Raw genomic sequence first — 21195 nt, forward strand, 5'->3', positions numbered from 1 at the left:
AACACAGAAGTCAAGCTTCTTAGCGCCGAGAGTAGTTGGGGGATCGCTCCCTGCGAGGGTAGGACGTTGCCATGCGAATATTCCGACATAGCTCAGTTGGTAGAGCGCTTGACTGTTAATCAAGATGTCGACGGTTCGAGCCCGCCTGTCGGAGTGACAGATGTTAGCCCCCACGGTGTTGACATCTTTTTTATATCATATGCCGGCTTAGCTCAGTTGGTAGAGCATCGGTATCGTAAACCGAGGGTCATCAGTTCGACTCTGGTAGCCGGCACTTTGGAGGGTGAGATGTGATCTCGCCTTTTTCTTTACCGCCGAACTAAAAACAAAAATTATGACGTGCCAGTTATTGTCAACTCAAAGTTGATAGTGACTGGTTTTTTTGTACCATCAAATAGTGGTTCCAGAATTAGGCGAGCGTTATTGCCAGTTAAATGGAAAATGAGGTTAGGGTACTTATCTGTCTCCTTTAGTCATCTGGTGGCACAGCGTCTGGCTTGTCGATGGAGAGGATTGTGTGGCTGACGGCTGTATATGAACGATACAGTTCAGTAATCATAGCTACCCAAATCAACCTAGACAGCTTGTCACGTAAACGTTGAGTTTGAGAGCTTACTTTGTTTTTAATGTCTTAAGAATTTTTGACAGACAACACAGAGGCTAATATTTAGGTTAATGAAACGGTCTGGTTGCACCTCGGCTGAGAAACACCTTGAAAGATGTCACTGATTGGCTACGTCAAACAATGGTAAGTAATGGCGTTTAATAGAGTTGGGTGGCTCAAATGCTTTCTTTTTAAGTTCTTAATAAACATCTAACGCCGGCGCCACCGAATAATTACTCACCAGGAATAAATTAGAAATTGATGTCATTATAATATTCATAAAATCGGTTACATGTCCAATGATAGTTAGTTTTTGGCGAGTTAGCGCTATTTTTGTTTAATTTATTAAAATGAGAAAATAATAGCTTTATGGTGCGTAAATTAAAAGTCAATTAAAGGCGTTGTTGAATAAGATTAAGGCTAGTATAATAGTTATTATGTTTAATTAAGAAACAAATTTTGTTACTTTTAAACGATGATGATCTGTTAGATGCAGTTTGGAGGAAATTCAATTGGATAAAGAACAAAAGCTGGACCGTTCGTTCTTCGGCCAACCACGTGGCTTACGAACATTGTTCTTCACTGAAATGTGGGAACGATTCAGTTATTACGGAATGCGGGCACTGTTAATTTTCTATATGTACTACAGTGTTGCTAAGGGTGGTCTTGGCTTCGATCAAGTGACCGCCGCTTCAATTATGTCGATTTACTCAGCACTGGTTTATGTTTCCAGTGTGCTCGGTGGCTTTTTATCTGACCGAGTTTGGGGTAGCCGGAAGACCGTCTTCATTGGTGGTATTTTCATCATGGTTGGTCATATTGTGCTATCAACACCATTTGGGGTGGGAGCTTTATTCGTTTCGATTGCGTTGATTGTGATTGGGACTGGGTTACTAAAGCCTAACGTGTCCGATATGGTTGGTCAATTATATACTGAAGAAGATACTCGGCGTGATGCTGGGTTTAGTATTTTCGTCTTTGGGATAAACTTGGGGTCCTTAGTGGCGCCCGTCTTAGTTGGTCGGATTGGTTTGGGCGTTAACTTCCACTTAGGCTTCTCTTTAGCTGCCATTGGGATGTTCTTTGGGTTATTGCAATACTACTTTGATGGTAAAAAGAATTTAAGTACCGCTAGTTTATACCCGACTGATCCATTGGAACCGGGTGACTTAAGCAAAGTAATGCGGCGCGTGATTATCGGGATTGTTGGTTTAGGCTTAGTCTTAGTCTTGATGCAACTCATGCACGCATTGACGTTACCTAACATTATTACTTTGATTAGTGTGCTCGTTATTTTAACACCAATCGCTTACTTTACCTTGATGTTAACTTCGGATAAGACTAATGCTCAAGAACGATCACGGGTACGGGCTTATATTCCGTTATTTATCGCCGCCGCATTATTCTGGGCAATCGAAGAGCAAGGGTCCGCTGTTTTGGCCTTGTTTGCGGCAGATCGGACTAATTTGCATTTCTTGGGGATGCATTTAGCAGCCTCTGATTTCCAAATTTTGAATCCGTTATTTATTATGATTTACACCACACCATTCGTCTTCCTTTGGACGAAATGGGGTAAGAAACAACCAAGTTCACCGGCTAAATTTGCCGTTGGATTGGTCTTTGCTGGGGTGTCATACTTAATTATGGCAATGCCAGGCTTCTTCTTTGGTACCGCCGGCAAGGTTAGCCCAATGTGGTTGGTCGGTAGCTGGGCCGTGGTTGAAATTGCCGAAATGTTGATTTCACCAATTGGGTTATCAGTTACAACTAAATTGGCACCTAAAGCTTTCGCGTCACAGATGATGAGTATGTGGTTCTTAGCTGATTCAGCTGGTAGTGCGCTAAATGCACAATTAGTACGGTTCTATTCAACCAAGACCGAAGTCCCATACTTTGCATCAATCGGGATTGTCAGTGTCCTCTTAGGGATTATTCTCTTTATGATGGTACCGATGATTAAAAAAGCCATGCAAGGCGTTCGATAAACGTTAAAACCAAAAGGTATGTTATTGTAAAGATAACGTGCCTTTTTATTTTGGCTAAAATTGAGGAGTGATCAGCATGGTGCGATTGGCATTCAGCAGTGACAACCATTTTGATGTGAATCGGGTGGACGCACATGAGATGATGGTGCAGCAAGCTGCGTATTTAGTCCAACAGCATGTTCAGTGGTATCTGATTGCGGGTGACTTATTCAATGACTTTCAACGTAGTCAGCAATATGTGGTCGATTTACAGGCATGCTTGGGGGACCAGACAAAGGTCTTATGGATAGCTGGCAATCATGATATGGTGAATGGCGTCAGCTTTGATGAGCTAGAAGCAGGTGGTTTTGACGGCTATCTGCATAATCGATTTATAGATATTCCACAGACTGACTGGCGGATTATTGGTCATAATGGCTGGTATGATTATCAATATGCAGCTAATTTGCCGGGTGTGACAGCGCGTGACCTAGCCCAGTGGAAGTATGCCTATTGGATCGATCGGTCGATTAAACAACCGCTGAGTGACCCAGAACGCGCCCAGTTAATGTTAACTCAGGTCACCGCTCAATTAAAACTGGCGCAAATAGCGCATAAGCAAGTGATTTTGATGACACATTTTGTACCACGGGCCGATTTTGTTCCATTGGGACAGGGGCATCATTTTTGGGAGATGGCCCGAGCTTTGATGGGAACACCGCGATTAGGTGCGTTAGCAGAGCAATATCAAGTTAGCCATGTGTTATTTGGCCACCTGCATTTACATCCTGCGCCACGTGATTATAACGGGACGATGTATTATGATCAGGCCGTGGGCTATGGTCGTAAACGATTGAACGAGTGGCGGACTGATAACTTCATGGCTGAATGGCGATTGGAAACGTTTTTATTGGATTTACCCGAGAAATTAGCAGAAAAATTCAATTAATTTTGAAAAAAGGGTTGATTTTTTATTCAAAATTATGTATTCTAATATAGTTGAATGATTCACGGAGGGGTAGCGAAGTCTGGCTAAACGCGGCGGACTGTAAATCCGCTCCTTCGGGTTCGGTGGTTCGAATCCACTCCCCTCCATTTCATCATTGGGCTATAGCCAAGTGGTAAGGCAACAGGTTTTGATCCTGTCATGCGCTGGTTCGAACCCAGCTAGCCCAACTAACAAGCAGTCACTACGGTGGCTGTTTTTTTGTATCTTCATACGCTGGTTTTGAATTAATATTAATATTAGTGAAATGAATAACTTATTTTTTAGCTAACGGATTTTTATTGACACAATGGGCGTATCGAATAAAAATCGCACTTATCGTTGATTCTCGATAAGTGCGATTTTTGAATACTTAGAACAATTTAACCATGTTGTACCAAACCTCACCAGCATGTTCAGACTCAGCCTGACCTTCGTTCGTATAGCCGTTCTTTTCATAGAAGGGAACCAATCGCTTCAAACAAGTCAGGGTAATCCTGCGGCGCTGGGCTGCTTTGGCGATGGCTGCAAAGTGAGCCAGCAATTGGCTGCCCAAACCACTTCCCTGTGTCTCAGGGGCGACTGCTAAGCTTAAAACCGTTTGGTATTTGGCAGTAGTCACATTCGGTGTAACTGTTGCAAATAAATCATCGGTAATGTAGCGACTATCAGAAGCTGGGCCAACGATATAGCCGGCGACGTGACCGTGGTCGTCTTTAGCGACGATAAACGTGTCACTGATTTGCGCAATCCGTTGTTGCATGCTAGCGTCACTGGCAGCTTCAGCTGGTGTAAAGCCGGCTCGTTCGATGGTCATAATCTCGGATAAATCAGCTATTTTAGCGGGTGCAAATGTAAATGTCATCAGATAAAACCTCACAATCTCGAATCATTACCTCAATCATACGCGATTTAACAGGAAATCGGTGAAATTATGCCGTTATCGAGGTATTTTAATTCTAGAATTGGTATAGTAGTGATAGCTGATTTATGACTGACTTAACTTGAGGGAGTTTGATGAAATGAAAATTGGATTTATCGGTGCCGGCAATATGGGTCGGGCCATTATTGATGGTTGGTTAAAGACGAAAACGGTCGCACCGGCTGATTTCTATATCCATAGTGCGCATCAGGCAAGCTATGAACCATATGCGCAAGCGAACGGGCTACACGCGGTCGCGTCAAATCTAGCCGTAGCAGAAGCGGCTGACGTGGTGGTATTGGCGGTTAAACCCAATATTGCCCTCCACGTCTTGAAAAGCGTACAAACGGCGTTAACGGCTGGCAAATGGGTTATCACGATGGTCTCAGGGATTGATCTGGCTGATTATGCCGATGCGGTTGGCGACTTGCCGATTTTACGGATCATGCCGAATGTGAACGTGGCGATTGGGGCTGGGATGACTGCGCTAATCGGTAACGCGGCGCTGACGGCTGACCAATATGCAGCCGGTCAAAAGTTGTTTGATGCGATTGGGGAAACGAGTGAAGTGGCAGAAAAGGATTTTAGTACTTTTTCTGCGCTAGCTGGGAGTTCGCCAGCTTACGTTTACTTCTTTATCGATGCGATGGCTCGAGCGGGGGTTAAACACGGTTTGGACAAGGCAACGGCGACTAAAATTGCAGCCCAAGCCGCTTTAGGAAGTGCCAAGATGGTCCTTGCCTCAGACAAAGTTCCGTTTGAGCTGATTGATCAAGTTTCCTCACCAGGTGGTACGACGGTCGCTGGGTTATTAGCGATGGAGGAAGCTGGTTTTATGACTTCGGTGGTTAAAGGGATTGATGCCACGATTGCTAAGGAACTGGGCGACGCTTAAGGGATTATTTGCTGAAACGTGTTCGAAGTGACTGCGTCCTGCGCTTGCTACGCTAACCAACCATACCGAAAAATCACCGGTATAATTGATTAGCTAGGCAATGCTCGAAAGCACCCCAGCGATCCTCACACGCTTTCCAGCTTGCATTTTTGGTCTATACCGATTATAATATAACCAGTAAATCCAAGGAGGAATTTGTTCATGAGCAAAGTATTAAAACATGCCATCATCTATACTGGTCTAGAAAAGATCGACGACGGTTATATCCGGTTTGGTAAAGAAATTGAAGCGGTTGGTCCAATGGATGACTATGTCGCTGAACCAGACGACGATATCGAATTTGTCAGCGGGAAAACCATTGTTCCCGGCTTTATCGATGTGCATAGCCACGGTGGTTATAGTTTTGATTCAATGGATGGTAATCCAGCTGAAATTAACGAAATGGTCAACGATATGGTGGCCCGTGAAGGGATTACGTCATATTTCTGTACCACGATGACCCAATCCAATGAAAACTTGGATCATTCAATGGCCGGAATCAACAAAGCGGCCCAAGAAAATCCAGTTATTCAAGGGGTTCATTTGGAAGGACCTTTCATTTCAGCAACCTTTAAAGGTGCCCAACCTGAAAAGTATATCAAGAATCCAAACGTTGCTTTATTAGACAACTGGAATAAATTGTCTGGTGGCCGCGTTAAATTAATTACTTATGCTCCTGAAGATCCTGGTTCGCGGGAATTCGAAAAATATTGCTTGGAAAATGGGATTGTGCCTTCAGTCGGTCACAGCAATGCGACTCGGGAACAATTATTAGCAAGTAAAGCGACCCACGTTACTCATTTATACAATGCGCAACGTGAATTCAAGCATCGTGAACCAGGTGTGACGGGCCATGCGATGTTGGAAAACAATATGACTTGTGAATTGATTTGTGACGGTTTCCATATCGTTCCTGACATGATCAAGTTGGCTTATGAACAAAAAGGTGCCGATCGCATTGAATTGGTTACTGATTCCATGCGTGCCAAGGGTGAGCCCGATGGTGTTAGTGAATTAGGCGGTCAAAAAGTAATCGTTAAAGACGGTCAAGCCCGGCTTGAAGCTGGTAACTTAGCTGGTTCCGTGTTAACTTATATCAATGCCTTTAAGAACGTTCAAAAGTTTACTGGCTGCGGTATTTTTGAAGCTGTTAAGATGTCTTCAGTCAACCAATCCCGTGAATTCGGTTTAACTAGCAAGGGAACTTTGGAAGCTGGCAAAGATGCGGATATTAACGTCTTAGATGCTGACCAAGACTTGGTTGCCACTTACAGTTACGGTAAAAAAGCTGAAAATAAATAATTATTAGTAAGGGATGAGTACCAATGAGTTCGCCAATTTATATTCAAATTCATAACCAAATTAAACAAGCCATTGAAGCGGGTCGGTGGGCAGTCGGCGATCGGATTCCATCTGAACGCGAGCTAGCTGGTCAATTTGATGTGAGTCGGATGACATTACGCCAAGCGATTCAAACGTTGGTTGATGAAGGGATACTAGAGCGGCGAGTCGGCGCCGGCACCTTTGTGGCCAATCAAAAAGTCCAAGAAAAGATGTCTGGGGTGACCAGCTTTACTGATTTAATGCTGGCCCAAGGAAAAGTTCCGTCAAGCAAAACGATTTCCTATCATGTGACGAGTCCGTCACTTTCTGAAAGTGAAAAGTTGTCACTAAAGCCCAACGAACAAGTCTTACGGATGGAACGGATTCGCTACGGGGATGATGTGCCGATTTGTTTTGAAGTCGCCACCGTCCCTGAACGGTTAGTTAAGCAATTTACCAAAGATGAAGTTACCAGTTCGCTATACCGGACGTTGGAAGAAAAGGCCGGCTTAGTCCCCGGCAAAGCCCAACAAACGGTCTCAGCGATGTCTGCTTCAGAACGGATTGCTGAATATTTATCCGTCCGTCGCGGCGATGCGTTATTGCGGTTACGACAGATTTCGTACTTACAGACGGGCGATCCGTTTGAATACGTGCGGACGCAGTATGTTGGTAATCGGTTTGAGTTTTATTTGGAAAAATAAACGGGTTCGGTAAGCCTAGCTTGTCGAATGTTAAAATAGAAGGTCCACGTAACCCCTTATTCGAGTTTACGTGGACCTTTTTCGTCGCCCTATTCTGGCCGATGATGATGCAGTTGGGCTGCCCGGTGAAGATCTAGCCAAGTTGCCAAGATTAACAAAATCGCTGTTAACGGCACTAATAACGCGTTTGTCCACCAGACTGCTGTTAATAGAATCAAATAAATTGGTAAGAAGATTAAATACCGGTAATTGCCAAACCGTAAGATTAAGTGATCTTCCCAATGATTCGGTAAACAGAGGATCAAAAAGACGGCGACCAGTAGAAAAGCACCCATTTTGAGTCACTTCCTCGCCTATTAGGTGACTTCAGTTTAGCCTGTTCGCCGCACCAGTTATTTAGAAGAAGTTTTGTATGGCAAGTGAACGAAGATTAAGAACAATTCTAGAGCTGGAAAATGAAATATTCAGCTAAAGTAGTCTGGCTGTGAGTCAAGCAGGTTGATGAAACTTATCGTTGTACGGAAAAAGTTAAAATATGAACGATAATAAATATTTTAATCAAGTTTGCAATGGCGTCAGTACAATTGAGAGGAAAGGGGAAGATAAAATTGAAGTTGAATGTTATCTTTAAGAACTATCTTAATTTGACTGATGCCGATGCTGAAAAGGTTACTGGCGGTAGTCAATATGATTATAATTTTGCATATGGTGTTGGGCGAAGTATTCGTAAAGTTGTCCGCGCAGGATTGAAATTTGGAAGGGACGCTTGGATTTAAATGGAGGCTTGTAATGAACAATAAATTAGGCATGTATCCTATTCTAAATGACGATGAACTGGCTCAAACAATGGGCGGAAAGATTAGTTTGCCCATCCCTGGTTGGTCAGCAACCCGTGATCTTATTTGGGGACTAGTTGATGGTCTAAGTGGTGCTAAACATAAAAGCCGGAAAAAAAGGGGTCGATAAAAAATGAGTAATCTATATGGCAATAATGGTAACTAAGGGATTGAGACTTGGTGGCCAAGTCGTTATCGGATTGGGACTTTTGATGGTGATGCAGTTGCCAACGCTTGCAGCTGGTTATTGGGATTGGTGGGGTGAGAACGATCAAAATGTTAATTCATTTTGGCATTGGTTGGCTTTAGTTGTGCTAACAATAGTCACCTTTAAGGTTTTGTGGTCAGTGTATCAAAAGAACATGACGGTGGTAATTCAGTGGCCATCGATAAAGGGAATGTTGTTGGCCGTCTCAGGCATAATGCTATCAATCCTTGTCATGATGTTGCTAGCATATTTATTGACTAGCGGCCCAGAGACTGAAAGTCGTGAGTTGATTACGCTAATTAAAGGTCGATTAGGATTGGTCACGTTGATTTGTACGAATGTTGTTAGTCCTATCATGGAAGAATTTTTCTTTAGGGGCATTGTTCAAAACTTTTTCAGTCAGTGGTTCAATATTGGATTAGCAGTGACGGTAACTAATTTGCTTTTTGCATTTTCTCACGGGTATAGTGGAGCTAATTTAATTGGTGTTTTTGTTATTGGCTGTACGTTATCATGGTTGACGATTAAAACGAACAATTTAGGTACTGCGATATTTGGGCATGTGCTTAATAATTGGTTAATTACGGTGATTAATATTTGCTTGGCTTAAATTAAAAAACGACTAGGCTATCAAAGCGAGCTTGATAGTCTAGTCGTTTTTTAACGTTGTTGTTTAGCAATCTTTTTAACCAGCCGCAAATATCGCGGTAAGACTAACATCCGCTTAAAGCGACTTGGTTCTTGAATTAACCGATACAGCCATTCAATATGATGACGTTGCCAGAATTGCGGTGCTCGCTTAACGGCTCCTGCGAGGACGTCAAAACTACCGCCGACACCCATCCAGAGGCCATCAACGCGGTGACGGTACTTAGCGATAAAGAATTCTTGCTTGGGAAACCCGGTCGCAATAAAGATCATGTCAGGCTTAGCAGCCACTAATTGGTCAACGACGGCGGCTTCATCGTCAAAGTAGCCGTCCAGTGCGCCCGCAATGACGAGGTTGGGATACGTGGCCTTAACTTTGGCGACGACGGCCTTTAAAACGGCGGGTTTAGCGCCCAATAGAAAGATGCGTTGGCGATGTTGCGCGCCCCAAGTCAACAAGTTAAGCAGCGTATCATAGCCGGTAATCCGTTCTGGCAACGGCGTGCCTAGAATCTGGGCACCTTGAATGACGCCGATGCCATCCGGGGTAATGTAGTCGGCTTGCGTTAATACGCGTTGATAGTCGGGATGTTCACGGGCATACATTAAGATTTCGGGATTGGCGGTAATGACGAAGCGATTACGATGGGCCAAAATATCCGTCTGCAATTGTTGCAAGAACGCGGTGTTAGTTGTCTTGATAAACGGGACGTCGAGAATGTTAACGGTGGTAAATGGTGCTGGCATAAGCGGCCTCACTTTCAGAAATTAATCGTTAATTTTAGGTAAAAGTTACTTTTTTGCATTTTTTCAAGTGCTTACATTCAATCGCGCCTAGAAAAATGATAGAATAGGCATAACCTAGTTGAATGTAACGTTCACAAATACGAAATGGAGAACAAAACTCATGACTCAAATCTATCCGGATGATAGTTTAACCTTGCATACGGATGCTTATCAGATCAACATGATGCAAACTTATTGGGAACAGGGGATTCATAACAAACATGCGGTCTTCGAAGTCTTTTTCCGCAAAATGCCATTCCAAAATGGTTATGCCATTTTTGCTGGTCTCGAGCGAGTAGTTAATTATATCAATAATCTGCACTTTACGGATAGTGATATCGCGTATTTACGTGAATCGCAAGACTATTCGGAAGGCTTTTTAGATTATTTACGGCATTTTAAATTCGATGCCACGATTCGGTCAGCCCGCGAAGGCGACCTGGTCTTTAACAACGAACCGTTGATGCAAGTTGAAGGGTCATTGGCGACCTGTCAACTGATCGAAACGGCGCTCCTCAATATTATCAACTACCAAACGTTGATTGCCACCAAGGCAGCCCGGATCAAATCTGTGGTTGGCGACGATGGATTATTAGAGTTCGGGACGCGGCGCGCACAAGAATTAGACGCCGCTATCTGGGGTACCCGGGCCGCTTATATTGGCGGCTTTGACGCCACTAGTAATGTACGGGCCGGCAAGATCTTTGGCATTCCGATTAGCGGAACCCATGCTCACGCGCTGGTTCAGACTTACCGGAATGATTATCAAGCCTTTATGGCCTATGCGCAGACCCACCACGATTGTGTTTTCTTAGTAGATACTTATGATACGTTGCGCAGTGGCGTGCCTAGTGCGATTAAAGTGGCTAAAGAAATGGGCGACAAGATTAACTTCCAAGGTGTCCGCATTGATAGTGGGGATATGGCCTATATTTCTAAGCGAGTACGTGAACAATTAGACGAAGCGGGTTTCCCGGATGCCAAGATCTATGCATCGAATGATTTAGATGAAAAAACGATTCAAAACTTGAAGATGCAAGGCGCTAAGATTAGTGTCTGGGGCGTTGGGACGAAACTCATTACGGCCTTTGACCAACCAGCCTTGGGGGCCGTCTATAAGATGGTTTCGATTGAAGATGACCATCATAAGATGGTTGACACGATCAAACTTTCCAATAACGCTGAAAAAGTATCAACGCCCGGCCGCAAGCAAGTTTGGCGAATCACGAAGCGCGCCGATGCCAAGTCTGAAGGGGATTATATCACCTTGTATGATGAAGATCCGCGCAATGAAGAATCAATCTATATGTTCCATCCAAGCTTCACGTATATTAATAAGACGGTCAGTGACTTTGATGCGCGCCCAGTCTTGACGCCCATCTATGATCACGGCAAGCAAGTTTATGACCTGCCAGCGATTGACGAAATCAAACAATACGCGCATGATAGTTTGGAATCACTTTGGGATGAATATAAGCGGGATTTGAATCCACAAGATTACCCGGTTGATTTATCACAAAAACTGTACGACCACAAAATGAACATTATCCATTCCGTTCGTGATTGGGTAAGTAAGAAGGATTATTAGGAGGCATTTTGACCAATGCGGCCATTACAAACTGAAATTATCAAGGCACTACACGTAGCACCCAGCATCGACCCCGAAACTGAAATTCGCCGGAGCATCGACTTTTTAAAGGCTTATTTAAAGAAAAACACCTTTTTAAAGACGTATGTGTTAGGCATTTCTGGGGGCCAAGACTCCACGTTAGCCGGCAAGTTAACAGAATTAGCCATCAAGGAGATGCGCGCTGAAACCGGTGATGATGACTATCAATTCATCGCCGTGCGGTTGCCGTATGGCGATCAAGCCGATGAAGCGGATGCGATGGCGGCGATTGCTTTCATGCAAGCTGATGAGACGGACCGTGTAGATATTCAGGGCCCAACCGATGCGATGGTCGCGGCCTTAGAAGCAACTGGCCTAACAATCCATGATTTTAATAAGGGTAATATCAAGGCACGCCAACGAATGATCGTGCAATACGGCATTGCCGGCGAACGGCATGGTGCCGTCGTGGGAACCGATCACGCCGCGGAAGCCGTCACTGGGTTTTACACCAAGTACGGTGACGGTGGTGCGGATATCGTGCCATTATACCGGCTGAATAAGCGTCAGGGGCGCGCCATGTTAGCGGCTTTAGATGCGCCGGAACATCTATACAAGAAGATTCCAACCGCTGACTTGGAAGACGACCGGCCGGCATTACCAGACGAAGTCGCATTAGGCGTGCATTACGATGATATCGATGACTATCTGGAAGGTAAGGACATCGATGCCAAGGCCGCTGAAAAGATCGAAGCTTGGTATTTGAAGACCGCACATAAGCGGCATGCCGCAATTAATGTTTTTGATGATTTTTGGAAATAAAATTGCTTGATAAACTGATCCACTACCAGCCCCGTTTAGAGGGATGATAGTGGATCTTTTGGTACTTGGCCGTCCACTGTTGAGGTATGTGGTGGGTAGATTTGTAGCCCAAAAGTGGTCGACAGAGCGTTTTTAAGCTAAAGCTGGTCCAACTAGAGTGGCTAGCTTCAGCTTGAAATAACTAGCCTATCAAGTAGTTAGGAAACAGTATTAGTAGACAGTAATCCCGTTATCCGTTATACTAACAGTACAATCATAAGGGAGTAACTAGCAGGTTAACTGCGGCAATTATCGTCAACAAGAAACCAATCCGGTATTGTCTTAAATAGTGAGACTTATGTATGTTCACAACTTTTGCGTGCATACATGGGTCTCATTTTCTATTTTTAGAAGATGGGGCTCAGATGCGAGGAGGAGATCTTAATGTCGAAAGCAACACCTAAGTATCAACAAGCGTTACCAGCGATTTATGAAGACTTGCAGACGGATGAACACGGTTTGAGCCAATCAGCGGCGGCCAAACGGTTAGAACAGTATGGTCATAATGCGTTGAATCAACAAAAGTCAACGTCGTTATTACAGAAGTTTATCGCCCAGTTTAAAGACTTCATGATCATCGTGTTACTCGTCGCGGCTTTAATCGCAGCATTTACTGGTGAAGCCGTCGATGCCATCATCATCTTACTAGTCGTGGTATTGAATGCAGTCTTCGGTGTTTTCCAAGAAGCCAAGGCTGAAGAAGCGATTAATGCGTTAAAAGAAATGGCCGCGCCAGATGCCACCGTCTTACGAGATGGTCAGCTGCAGACGGTTAAAAGTGATGACCTAGTTCCGGGGGATATTGTTTCCCTTGAAGCTGGGGATATTGTCCCCGCCGATTTGCGCTTAATTGAAAGTGCGTCATTAAAAGTCGAAGAGTCAGCGCTAACTGGGGAGTCAGTCCCCGTTGAGAAACAAGCTGAAACTTTGACTGCTGACGATTTAGCTATCGGTGACCGAGTCAATATGGCTTATATGAACAGTAATGTGACGTATGGTCGCGGGACAGGGATCGTGGTTGCAACGGGGATGCAGACTGAAGTTGGCCGGATTGCCGGCATGATTGAAGCGGCCGACGAGACGACAACCCCATTGCAAGCGAACTTAACCCAATTAGGCAAATCCTTAACGATTTTAATCTTAGTCATTGCGGCGGTGGTCTTTGGAATCGGGATGGTCCGTGGCAGCGAAAGCTTGATCAACATGCTGTTGACGGCGATCTCGTTAGCGGTTGCGGCGATTCCAGAAGGGTTACCCGCAATTGTCACAATTACCTTAGCTTTAGGTACCCAGCGGATGGCGAAGCGCCACGCGTTAGTACGGAAACTTCCCGCAGTTGAAACGTTGGGGAGTACCGATATTATCGCTTCGGATAAGACCGGGACGTTAACCCAAAATAAGATGACGGTTGAAAAGCTTTATGTGAACCAGGAACTAGTCGATGCGAAGCCAACCCATTTGGCAACTGATAGTCATCTAGCCCAAGTCATGATTTTAAGTAATGATACGAAGATTATGACGGATGGTTTGGCGGGTGACCCTACGGAAACGGCGTTAGTTCAATATAACTTGGACCAAGCTTATCCGGTTGACCAGCTGTTAAAGACGTTGCCCCGCGTGGGTGAAGTGCCATTTGATTCTGAACGGAAGTTAATGTCAACGATTCATCCCCTTGCGAACGGCAAATTCTTAGTTGCGGTTAAAGGGGCGCCGGATGAATTACTCAAACGGGTGACGGCTGTTGAGATTAATGGTGACGTGACGCCAATAACCAAGGCAATTCGTGATCAGATTCTAGCAACCAATCATGAGCTGGCGACCCAAGCTCTGCGGGTCTTGATGTTTGCCTACAAAGAAATTACGGCCGTTCCAGCAACACTGAATTCTGAAACGGTTGAAAATGACTTAGTCTTTGCCGGGATGGTCGGGATGATTGATCCGGAACGACCAGAAGTTGAACAAGCGGTGATTGAAGCGAAATCAGCCGGGATTCGCCCATTAATGATTACTGGTGATCACCGTGATACCGCTGAAGCGATTGCCGTTCGGTTAGGAATTATTGATGCCGGCGACGATGCGGCCGTGATTACTGGGGCCGAACTAGATGAGCTGAGTGACGCAGAATTTGATAAAAAAGTTAGTGATTATTCCGTATACGCGCGGGTAGCCCCGGAACATAAAGTCCGGATTGTTAATGCTTGGCAGCATCGCGGTAAGGTGGTTGCGATGACGGGTGATGGCGTAAACGATGCGCCGGCTTTAAAAGCCGCTGATATTGGAATCGGGATGGGAATTACTGGGACCGAAGTTTCTAAGGGTGCCAGTGATATGGTCTTGGCCGACGATAACTTCGCCACAATTGTGGTGGCAGTTGAAGAAGGTCGAAAAGTCTTCGCAAATATTCAAAAAGCAATCCAGTACTTGTTATCCGCAAACTTAGGGGAAGTCTTAACCTTGTTTATGATGACCATGTTGGGTTGGCAAATCTTAGCGCCGGTGCATATCTTGTGGATTAACTTAGTGACGGATACGTTGCCAGCGATTGCGTTAGGCGTTGAGCCGACTGAAAAGAATATTATGAAGCATCAGCCACGTGGCCGTCAATCGAACTTCTTCTCCGGTGGGGTCTTCTCAAGCATTATCTACCAAGGCTTGCTAGAAGGTGGGATTACGCTGTTAGTTTACTGGCTGGCATTAACGTATCCAGTGCATGCCAGTGCCAACTTAGCACATGCGGATGCTTTGACGATGGCCTTCATCACGCTAGGCTTGATTCAGTTATTCCATGCCTTTAACTCGAAGTCCATTCACCAATCCTTGTTTACGGTTGGGTTGTTCCGCAACAAGTTCTTTAACTGGGCGATTGTGATTGCCTTTGCGTTACTAGCAATGACCGTCGTGGTGCCTGGGTTTAACAGTATTTTCCACGTGACACCACTTGATGCATACCAATGGGGAATTATTCTCGCGGCATCGTTATCAATGGTCATCATCGTTGAAATTGTTAAATTCTTTCAGCGTAAGGTGGTAAAATAAGGACAGTCGATTTGAACCACCAACCTTATATAGAAAAGAGATCAACTCATGAAAAAAGCTAGTATGGCAACTTATATGCCTGTTTTAACGAAAGTGATCGAAACCACTGAAAAGATGGGTGAGCAAATGAATCCATCGTTTGAAAAGATGCGGCAAGCGATCGATGATAATGCGGTGGCAAAGATGGTGCCTGCCGAATTCAACGATATTCAGATGGAATTCACCGATGGCACGGAACAGTACCAAACGAACTTAGCGAACTTGAAAAAGGCGCAAGTGCCGGCACGGTTGATTGGTAAACACCGTAACTTGATTGCGGCTTATGAAAAATATGTTGATGCGTGTGCTGCGATGACGGCTAGTTTGAAGATTGCTGATACGACTGTTGATGTTGACGCGTTTAACCAAGCGGAAAAGGATCAAGAAACAGCGATGACCCATGTGTCGAATGATGTGCAACGCATTATGGCTATGGTGATGTAAATCAGTTTAAGCAAAAGCGTAGCGCTCCCAATTCCGGGGCGTTGCGCTTTTCTTTCGCAAAAAAATCATGGGAAGCGCGTATACTATAGTAGAGTGTCGTTGTTGATTAGCCAACAACGGCTTAACCAAAAAGATTGGGTGAAATTATGGATAATGCAATTATAAAGCTCGTTGAGCAGACCTTGACGACCTTAAAACCACAACAAATCAAAGCCGTCCTCAGTATGATGGACGAAGGCAATACGGTCCCGTTTATTGCCCGGTATCGAAAAGAACGCACGGGCAACTTAGACGAAGTTGAAATTCGGGATATTAAAGATAATTATGATCGGTTGGCAACGTTAACTGCGCGTAAAGCCGATGTCATCAAGTTGATTGCTGACCAACAGCAGTTGACGCCCGCTTTAAAGCAAGCCATCAATACGGCGGAAAAGTTGCAAGATGTTGAAGACCTGTACTTACCTTATAAGCAAAAGCGGCGCACCAAAGCCACAATTGCCAAGGAAGCAGGCTTGGAACCGTTGGCTGCGTGGTTACTCCGCTTTCCAACGAGCGGGATTGATGCGCAGGCCCAACAATTTGTGAATGCTGAAACCGTGCCCGACGTTGAGACTGCGTTGGCCGGCGCTCACGAAATCTTAGCAGAAGCCTTTGGGGACAATGCCAGCTTACGTAACTGGGTCCGTAACTTTACACGTAGCCAAGGTGAAGTGGTCGTTAAGGCGAAGCCCAAAGCCAAAGCACTCGATGAACAAGGCGTGTATCAGCAGTATTACGACTTTACGAGTCCTATCACGGCGTTAGTGTCTTATCGTGTCTTAGCGATTAACCGCGGCGAAAAAGAAAAAGTTTTACGAGTCAGCTTGCAGGTTGATCAGGACGCAGTCGACCGTTACTTACACTTTCGGTTTATTGGCCAGCATCAAGGCCCGGCAGTGGCGTTGATTACGGCCGCCTATCAAGATGCGTATAAGCGCTTCGTGGCCCCGGCAATCGAACGTGAATTACGCAATGAACTGAGCGATGCAGCGGAACAACAGGCGATTAAAGTGTTTGGCGATAATTTGTATCATTTATTGATGCAGGCGCCATTAAAAGGGCGGGTCGTGTTAGGCTTTGACCCTGCATATCGGACGGGTTGCAAGTTAGCCGTGATGGATGCTAATGGCAAGTTTTTAGATAAATTAGTGATTTATCCACACAAGCCCGCGGCACCAGCCAAACGAGCAGCGGCCGCCGGTGAATTCAAAGCTTTCTTAGACAAATATCAGGTTGAAATGATTGCGATTGGGAATGGCACGGCTTCTCGTGAATCCGAAGAATTTGTGGCCAATGTCTTAAAAACAATGACGCGGCCGGTCTACTACGTGATTGTCAATGAAGCGGGGGCCTCGGTCTATTCAGCTAGTGATAATGCGCGGGCGGAATTTCCAGAATTACATGTGGAACAACGCAGTGCAATTAGCATTGGGCGGCGACTCCAAGATCCCCTTGCTGAACTAATTAAGATTGATCCACAATCGGTCGGCGTTGGCCAATATCAACATGACGTTTCGCAAAAAGCGTTGACGACGCAACTGGATATCGTGATTGAAACGGCGGTCAACCAAGTGGGCGTCAATCTGAATACAGCTAGTCCGGAACTCTTGACCCATATTTCGGGACTATCGAAGACGATTGCACAAAACATCGTGGCGTATCGCAATGAAAACGGCGAATTTGTTAGTCGGCCACAGTTAAAGAAGGTACCCCGGTTGGGACCGAAAGCTTACGAACAGTCGGTCGGCTTTTTACGGATTCTACATGGAAAGACGGTTTTAGATAATACCGATATCCATCCAGAGAGTTATGCCGCTGCCAAGGCATTACTACAGGCTGCAGGGTTACAACTGAGCGATGTCGGGACCAGTAAAGCGGCTGCCTTGACTCGAGTAGATTTAGCCGCACTTGCAGCCCAAACTGGTGTTGGGGTCTTAACGCTTAAGGATATTATTGCCAGCCTACAAAAACCAGGTCGCGACGTACGGGATTCGATGCCAGCGCCGTTGTTACGCCAAGATGTCTTAAAAATGAGTGATCTCAAGCCAGGTATGCAGCTTCAAGGAACGGTCCGCAATGTTGTGGACTTTGGGGCTTTTGTCGATATTGGTGTCAAACAAGATGGCCTCGTCCATGTGTCGAAACTGACCGATACGTTCTTAAAAGATCCCCGTAAAGCCGTGGCGGTCGGCGATATTGTGACGGTGTGGGTTGAACAAGTTGATGAGCAGCGGCAACGGATTGCGCTAACGATGATTGAACCGCCTGTGCCTGTCCATGACTAACTTAGACTTACAACATTTAGTGGAGCAGTTGTCAGTGACTGAGTTTCACCGGCCCTTTCTGCACCATGCCTTTTTCAATCGCCGACTGCGAACAACGGGCGGCCGCTACCAATTACAGAGTCATAATATTGATATCAACCCGAAGATGTTGACGGACTTTGATGAAGCCACATTGATTGGGGTCATCAAGCATGAATTGTGCCATTACCATTTACACATACTTGGTCAAGGTTATCAGCACCGCGATGCCGCTTTTAAACAATTACTAGCGCGAGTGGGCGGGTCACGTTATGCGCCTCAACCGAAGTCAGGGGTGGCCGTGCACGCCTATCGCTATACGTATCAATGTCAAAATTGCGGTCAAGTGTATCATCGCAAACGGCGGATGGACACGCGCCGCTATACTTGTGGGCATTGTCGTGGTCGGATTAAGCTCGTCTGAAAAGGTTTGCTTATCTAGCGGGGATTCGATAGAATTAGCTTAACTATTAAGAATTTTGGAGGTTATATCGATGGAAACTATCAAGATTGGGGTCGTTGGCCTGGGCACCGTGGGTAACGGTGTCGTTAAAATGTTACAAGCCCATCAAGCAAAGATCTCAGAGATTACCGGTCGTAATCTAGAGCTTGCTTGTGTGGTGGTTCATAATTTAAAGAAGCACCAAACGGCCGACTTAGGGGACGTCCAATTGACCGACCAGATTGACACGTTGATCGATGACCCTGAAATTCAAATCATGGTCGAAGTGATGGGTTCTATCCATCCAGCCAAGGAATACATTATTCGAGCTTTGCAAGCTGGTAAACATGTGGTCACTGCCAATAAGGACTTAATTGCGCAATACGGGCGTGAATTGGTCCAGATTGCGCGTGAAAATCACCGGGATCTATTCTACGAAGCCAGTGTGGCCGGTGGGATTCCAATCTTGCGGACGATTGATAACAGTTTTGCGGCGGATAAGATTCAGCGAGTAATGGGGATCGTCAATGGGACGACCAACTACATCATGACGCAAATGTTGACTAAGAATTGGTCTTATGATCAAGCTTTGAGTTCGGCGCAAGATTTAGGCTTTGCTGAAAGTGATCCGACGAATGACGTTGAAGGGCTCGATGCGGCTTACAAGATGATTATCTTGACGCAATTTGCCTTCGGGATGAGTCTGTCGATGGACCATGTCCAAGTCCAAGGGATTACGAAGATTAGTGCGGAAGATATTGCTGAAGCGCACCAGTTAGGCTATACGATTAAGCTGCTTGGAATTGCCGAAGAAATTGATGACCGAATTGCGGTTTCAGTCGGCCCCGTCTTAGTCTCTGATCATCATCCTTTGGCAACGGTCCAAAATGAGAATAACGCGGTCATGGTGACTGGGACCGCCGTGGGAGACACGATGTTTTATGGCCCTGGGGCCGGGGAACTCCCAACGGCTAACAGTGTGTTGAGTGATATTACGACGGTGGCCAAGAACATTGCGTTGAATACCACGGGAAATACCTTTAATTCTTACCGGCAAGAAACTGTCTTAGCTGATCCAACTGATGTTGTTTATCCACACTTCATTGCCTTGAAGATGCGTGATGTGTCCGGGATGATGCTCCGGTTAACAGAGATTATGACCAAAGCGCAAGTGTCATTTAGCCGGATTATTCAAAATCAATTGGGTGATGGCAATGCGCGGGTCGTGATTATTACCCATGAAATGAACGACCAACAGTTAGCTGATATTACGGCGGCGATTGCCGGCCAAGCGAATATGCAATTGTTGGCTAGTTACAAAGTTTTAAAGAATGCGTAGGTGAGTGTGATGTTAACAATTTCAGTCCCCGCGACGTCGGCAAACTTGGGCCCGGGGTTTGATTCAATTGGCTTGGCGTTAGACCTGCAACTGACGTTAACGGTGCTTGGCCCAAGCCAGACGTGGCAAGTTGACCATCCATATGGGCCCCATGTACCTAGCGATGCTCGTAACTTGATGATTAAGACCGCGTTGTCGTTAGTACCTAATCTCCAACCACAGCATGTGCAAGTGACGTCAGACATTCCACTGGCTCGTGGCTTAGGTAGTAGCTCAACGGCGATTGTCGCGGGTTTAGTGTTGGCCAATGAATTGGCGAAAGCACCGTTTACTAAGCAGGAGTTATTATTAAAGGCGACTGAATTAGAAGGTCATCCAGATAACGTGGCTCCGGCAATTTTAGGTGGACTAGTCGTTGCCACCTATGACCATGACCAAGTTCAGGCTGTGTCGTTGCCAGCGCCAGACTTATATGCGAGTGTCTATGTGCCGAATGAAGAATTATTAACCTCAGCTAGTCGCGAGGCGTTGCCCAGTGACTTACCATTCAAGCAGGCCATTGCGGGTAGTAGTGTAGGAAATACGCTGGTGGCCGCTTTGGCGACGCAGAATTGGCCGGTCGCATTGCAGTTGGTCGAACAAGATCAGTTCCACGAACAGTATCGGGCTAAGCTAGTGCCAGCCTTGGCGACGATTCGGCAGACCGCACACGACCTAGGGTTAGTTGGGACCTATTTAAGTGGTGCTGGCCCAACGGTGGTCACCTTGGGACAAAAGGCAGATTTAGAAAGATTACAACAACAATTAAAGTTGAATACTAGTTTAACGGGCCAATATCAGCTGTTGCCAGTTGATGCAACTGGGATAAACGTCCATAAATCTTAAATTTAGCTTGTCAGACTCACAAGATTTTGTTAAAATGGTTTTTGTGAGTTGTGATGCGGCCATGGCGGAATTGGCAGACGCGCAAGATTAAGGATCTTGTCGGGGTTAACCCGGTGGAAGTTCGAATCTTCTTGGCCGCACTTTATATATGGAATAGCCGGTATTGAAAGGGAAACCCTTGATATACCGGCTTTTTTGTATTTTCCATTTGGAATAGCAGGGAATAACTGTGGGCAAGATAGTGACCAGATAGTGACTCGTGGTTAATGAGTGTTAACTAAATT

At 45.5% G+C, this 21195-nt stretch carries 19 protein-coding genes and 5 tRNA genes; 21 read left to right on the plus strand and 3 right to left on the minus strand.

Annotated features, from left to right (window positions below):
- Nucleotides 1-81 precede the first annotated feature (81 nt).
- The 6 genes from FFM80_RS12350 (at nucleotide 82) to FFM80_RS12375 (ending at nucleotide 3744) form a co-directional block, all read left to right on the plus strand.
- A tRNA-Asn gene (locus tag FFM80_RS12350) sits at nucleotides 82-154 on the plus strand.
- A gap of 47 nt (nucleotides 155-201) precedes the next feature.
- Nucleotides 202-274: transfer RNA gene (locus FFM80_RS12355), tRNA-Thr, on the plus strand.
- A gap of 842 nt (nucleotides 275-1116) precedes the next feature.
- Nucleotides 1117-2589, plus strand: a complete 1473-nt coding sequence (locus FFM80_RS12360) for a peptide MFS transporter (RefSeq protein ID WP_137641078.1) — start codon at nucleotides 1117-1119, stop codon at nucleotides 2587-2589.
- Nucleotides 2590-2665: 76 nt separating this feature from the next.
- Entirely contained in the window at nucleotides 2666-3517 is an 852-nt protein-coding gene (locus FFM80_RS12365; RefSeq protein ID WP_137641079.1) for a metallophosphoesterase, read from the plus strand.
- A 63-nt stretch (nucleotides 3518-3580) separates the two neighbouring features.
- Nucleotides 3581-3663 (plus strand) — tRNA-Tyr (locus FFM80_RS12370).
- A 9-nt stretch (nucleotides 3664-3672) separates the two neighbouring features.
- Nucleotides 3673-3744, plus strand: a tRNA-Gln gene (locus tag FFM80_RS12375).
- 182 nt (nucleotides 3745-3926) lie between these two features.
- Here FFM80_RS12375 and FFM80_RS12380 read toward each other — a convergent pair.
- Entirely contained in the window at nucleotides 3927-4418 is a 492-nt protein-coding gene (locus FFM80_RS12380) for a GNAT family N-acetyltransferase (protein WP_137641080.1), read from the minus strand.
- A 157-nt stretch (nucleotides 4419-4575) separates the two neighbouring features.
- On the opposite strand from FFM80_RS12380, the gene proC reads away from it, so the two are divergent.
- From proC to FFM80_RS12395, 3 genes are all read left to right on the plus strand, one after another.
- Nucleotides 4576-5370, plus strand: a complete 795-nt coding sequence (gene proC / locus FFM80_RS12385; RefSeq protein ID WP_137641081.1) for a pyrroline-5-carboxylate reductase — start codon at nucleotides 4576-4578, stop codon at nucleotides 5368-5370.
- A gap of 201 nt (nucleotides 5371-5571) precedes the next feature.
- Nucleotides 5572-6711 (plus strand): N-acetylglucosamine-6-phosphate deacetylase, encoded by a 1140-nt coding sequence (nagA, locus tag FFM80_RS12390; protein WP_137641082.1) that lies wholly within the window; start codon nucleotides 5572-5574, stop codon nucleotides 6709-6711.
- A 23-nt stretch (nucleotides 6712-6734) separates the two neighbouring features.
- Entirely contained in the window at nucleotides 6735-7436 is a 702-nt protein-coding gene (locus FFM80_RS12395; protein ID WP_137641083.1) for a GntR family transcriptional regulator, read from the plus strand.
- Nucleotides 7437-7525: 89 nt separating this feature from the next.
- Here FFM80_RS12395 and FFM80_RS12400 read toward each other — a convergent pair whose 3' ends face one another.
- Complete coding sequence (locus FFM80_RS12400; protein ID WP_137641084.1) at nucleotides 7526-7771, minus strand: hypothetical protein; 246 nt, start codon at nucleotides 7769-7771, stop codon at nucleotides 7526-7528.
- Between the two features lie 273 nt (nucleotides 7772-8044).
- Here FFM80_RS12400 and FFM80_RS14565 point away from each other — a divergent pair, with 273 nt between their 5' ends.
- Genes FFM80_RS14565 through FFM80_RS12405 form a run of 3 tightly spaced genes read left to right on the plus strand, consistent with a single transcriptional unit; the run spans nucleotide 8045 to nucleotide 9090 of the window.
- Nucleotides 8045-8212 carry a hypothetical protein gene (locus FFM80_RS14565; RefSeq protein WP_171001114.1) on the plus strand — a complete coding sequence of 56 codons (168 nt, stop codon included), beginning with the start codon at nucleotides 8045-8047 and terminating at the stop codon, nucleotides 8210-8212.
- A gap of 13 nt (nucleotides 8213-8225) precedes the next feature.
- Nucleotides 8226-8402, plus strand: a complete 177-nt coding sequence (locus FFM80_RS14570; RefSeq protein WP_171001115.1) for a hypothetical protein — start codon at nucleotides 8226-8228, stop codon at nucleotides 8400-8402.
- A 16-nt stretch (nucleotides 8403-8418) separates the two neighbouring features.
- Nucleotides 8419-9090 (plus strand): CPBP family intramembrane glutamic endopeptidase, encoded by a 672-nt coding sequence (locus FFM80_RS12405; RefSeq protein ID WP_137641085.1) that lies wholly within the window; start codon nucleotides 8419-8421, stop codon nucleotides 9088-9090.
- 50 nt (nucleotides 9091-9140) lie between these two features.
- On the opposite strand, the gene FFM80_RS12410 is transcribed toward FFM80_RS12405, so the two are convergent.
- The gene (locus FFM80_RS12410) at nucleotides 9141-9875 is read right to left on the minus strand and encodes a WecB/TagA/CpsF family glycosyltransferase (protein WP_137641086.1); all 735 of its coding nucleotides are present in this window, start codon (nucleotides 9873-9875) and stop codon (nucleotides 9141-9143) included.
- A gap of 160 nt (nucleotides 9876-10035) precedes the next feature.
- Here FFM80_RS12410 and FFM80_RS12415 point away from each other — a divergent pair, with 160 nt between their 5' ends.
- From FFM80_RS12415 to FFM80_RS12455, 9 genes are all read left to right on the plus strand, one after another.
- The gene (locus FFM80_RS12415) at nucleotides 10036-11502 is read left to right on the plus strand and encodes a nicotinate phosphoribosyltransferase (RefSeq protein WP_137641087.1); all 1467 of its coding nucleotides are present in this window, start codon (nucleotides 10036-10038) and stop codon (nucleotides 11500-11502) included.
- Nucleotides 11503-11517: 15 nt separating this feature from the next.
- Nucleotides 11518-12345: an ammonia-dependent NAD(+) synthetase gene (nadE, locus tag FFM80_RS12420; protein WP_137641088.1), complete on the plus strand. Its 828-nt coding sequence runs from the start codon at nucleotides 11518-11520 to the stop codon at nucleotides 12343-12345.
- A 423-nt stretch (nucleotides 12346-12768) separates the two neighbouring features.
- Nucleotides 12769-15420: a cation-translocating P-type ATPase gene (locus tag FFM80_RS12425; protein WP_137641089.1), complete on the plus strand. Its 2652-nt coding sequence runs from the start codon at nucleotides 12769-12771 to the stop codon at nucleotides 15418-15420.
- 48 nt (nucleotides 15421-15468) lie between these two features.
- Nucleotides 15469-15903, plus strand: coding sequence for a hypothetical protein (locus FFM80_RS12430; RefSeq protein WP_137641090.1), 435 nt, complete (start codon nucleotides 15469-15471; stop codon nucleotides 15901-15903).
- A 146-nt stretch (nucleotides 15904-16049) separates the two neighbouring features.
- On the plus strand, nucleotides 16050-18227 hold the full coding sequence (locus FFM80_RS12435; protein WP_137641091.1) for a Tex family protein: 2178 nt from the start codon (nucleotides 16050-16052) through the stop codon (nucleotides 18225-18227).
- Nucleotides 18220-18669, plus strand: a complete 450-nt coding sequence (locus tag FFM80_RS12440; protein ID WP_137641092.1) for a SprT family protein — start codon at nucleotides 18220-18222, stop codon at nucleotides 18667-18669. Before FFM80_RS12435 ends, FFM80_RS12440 begins: the two co-directional genes overlap by 8 nt.
- Nucleotides 18670-18739: 70 nt before the next feature.
- Nucleotides 18740-20026, plus strand: coding sequence for a homoserine dehydrogenase (locus FFM80_RS12445; protein ID WP_137635862.1), 1287 nt, complete (start codon nucleotides 18740-18742; stop codon nucleotides 20024-20026).
- A gap of 9 nt (nucleotides 20027-20035) precedes the next feature.
- Nucleotides 20036-20911, plus strand: coding sequence for a homoserine kinase (thrB, locus tag FFM80_RS12450; protein WP_137641093.1), 876 nt, complete (start codon nucleotides 20036-20038; stop codon nucleotides 20909-20911).
- A 55-nt stretch (nucleotides 20912-20966) separates the two neighbouring features.
- A tRNA-Leu gene (locus FFM80_RS12455) sits at nucleotides 20967-21051 on the plus strand.
- Nucleotides 21052-21195: the final 144 nt, after the last annotated feature.

This window comes from Lactiplantibacillus dongliensis (genome assembly GCF_005405105.1).
In the GTDB taxonomy this organism is placed as follows: Bacteria; Bacillota; Bacilli; order Lactobacillales; family Lactobacillaceae; genus Lactiplantibacillus; species Lactiplantibacillus dongliensis.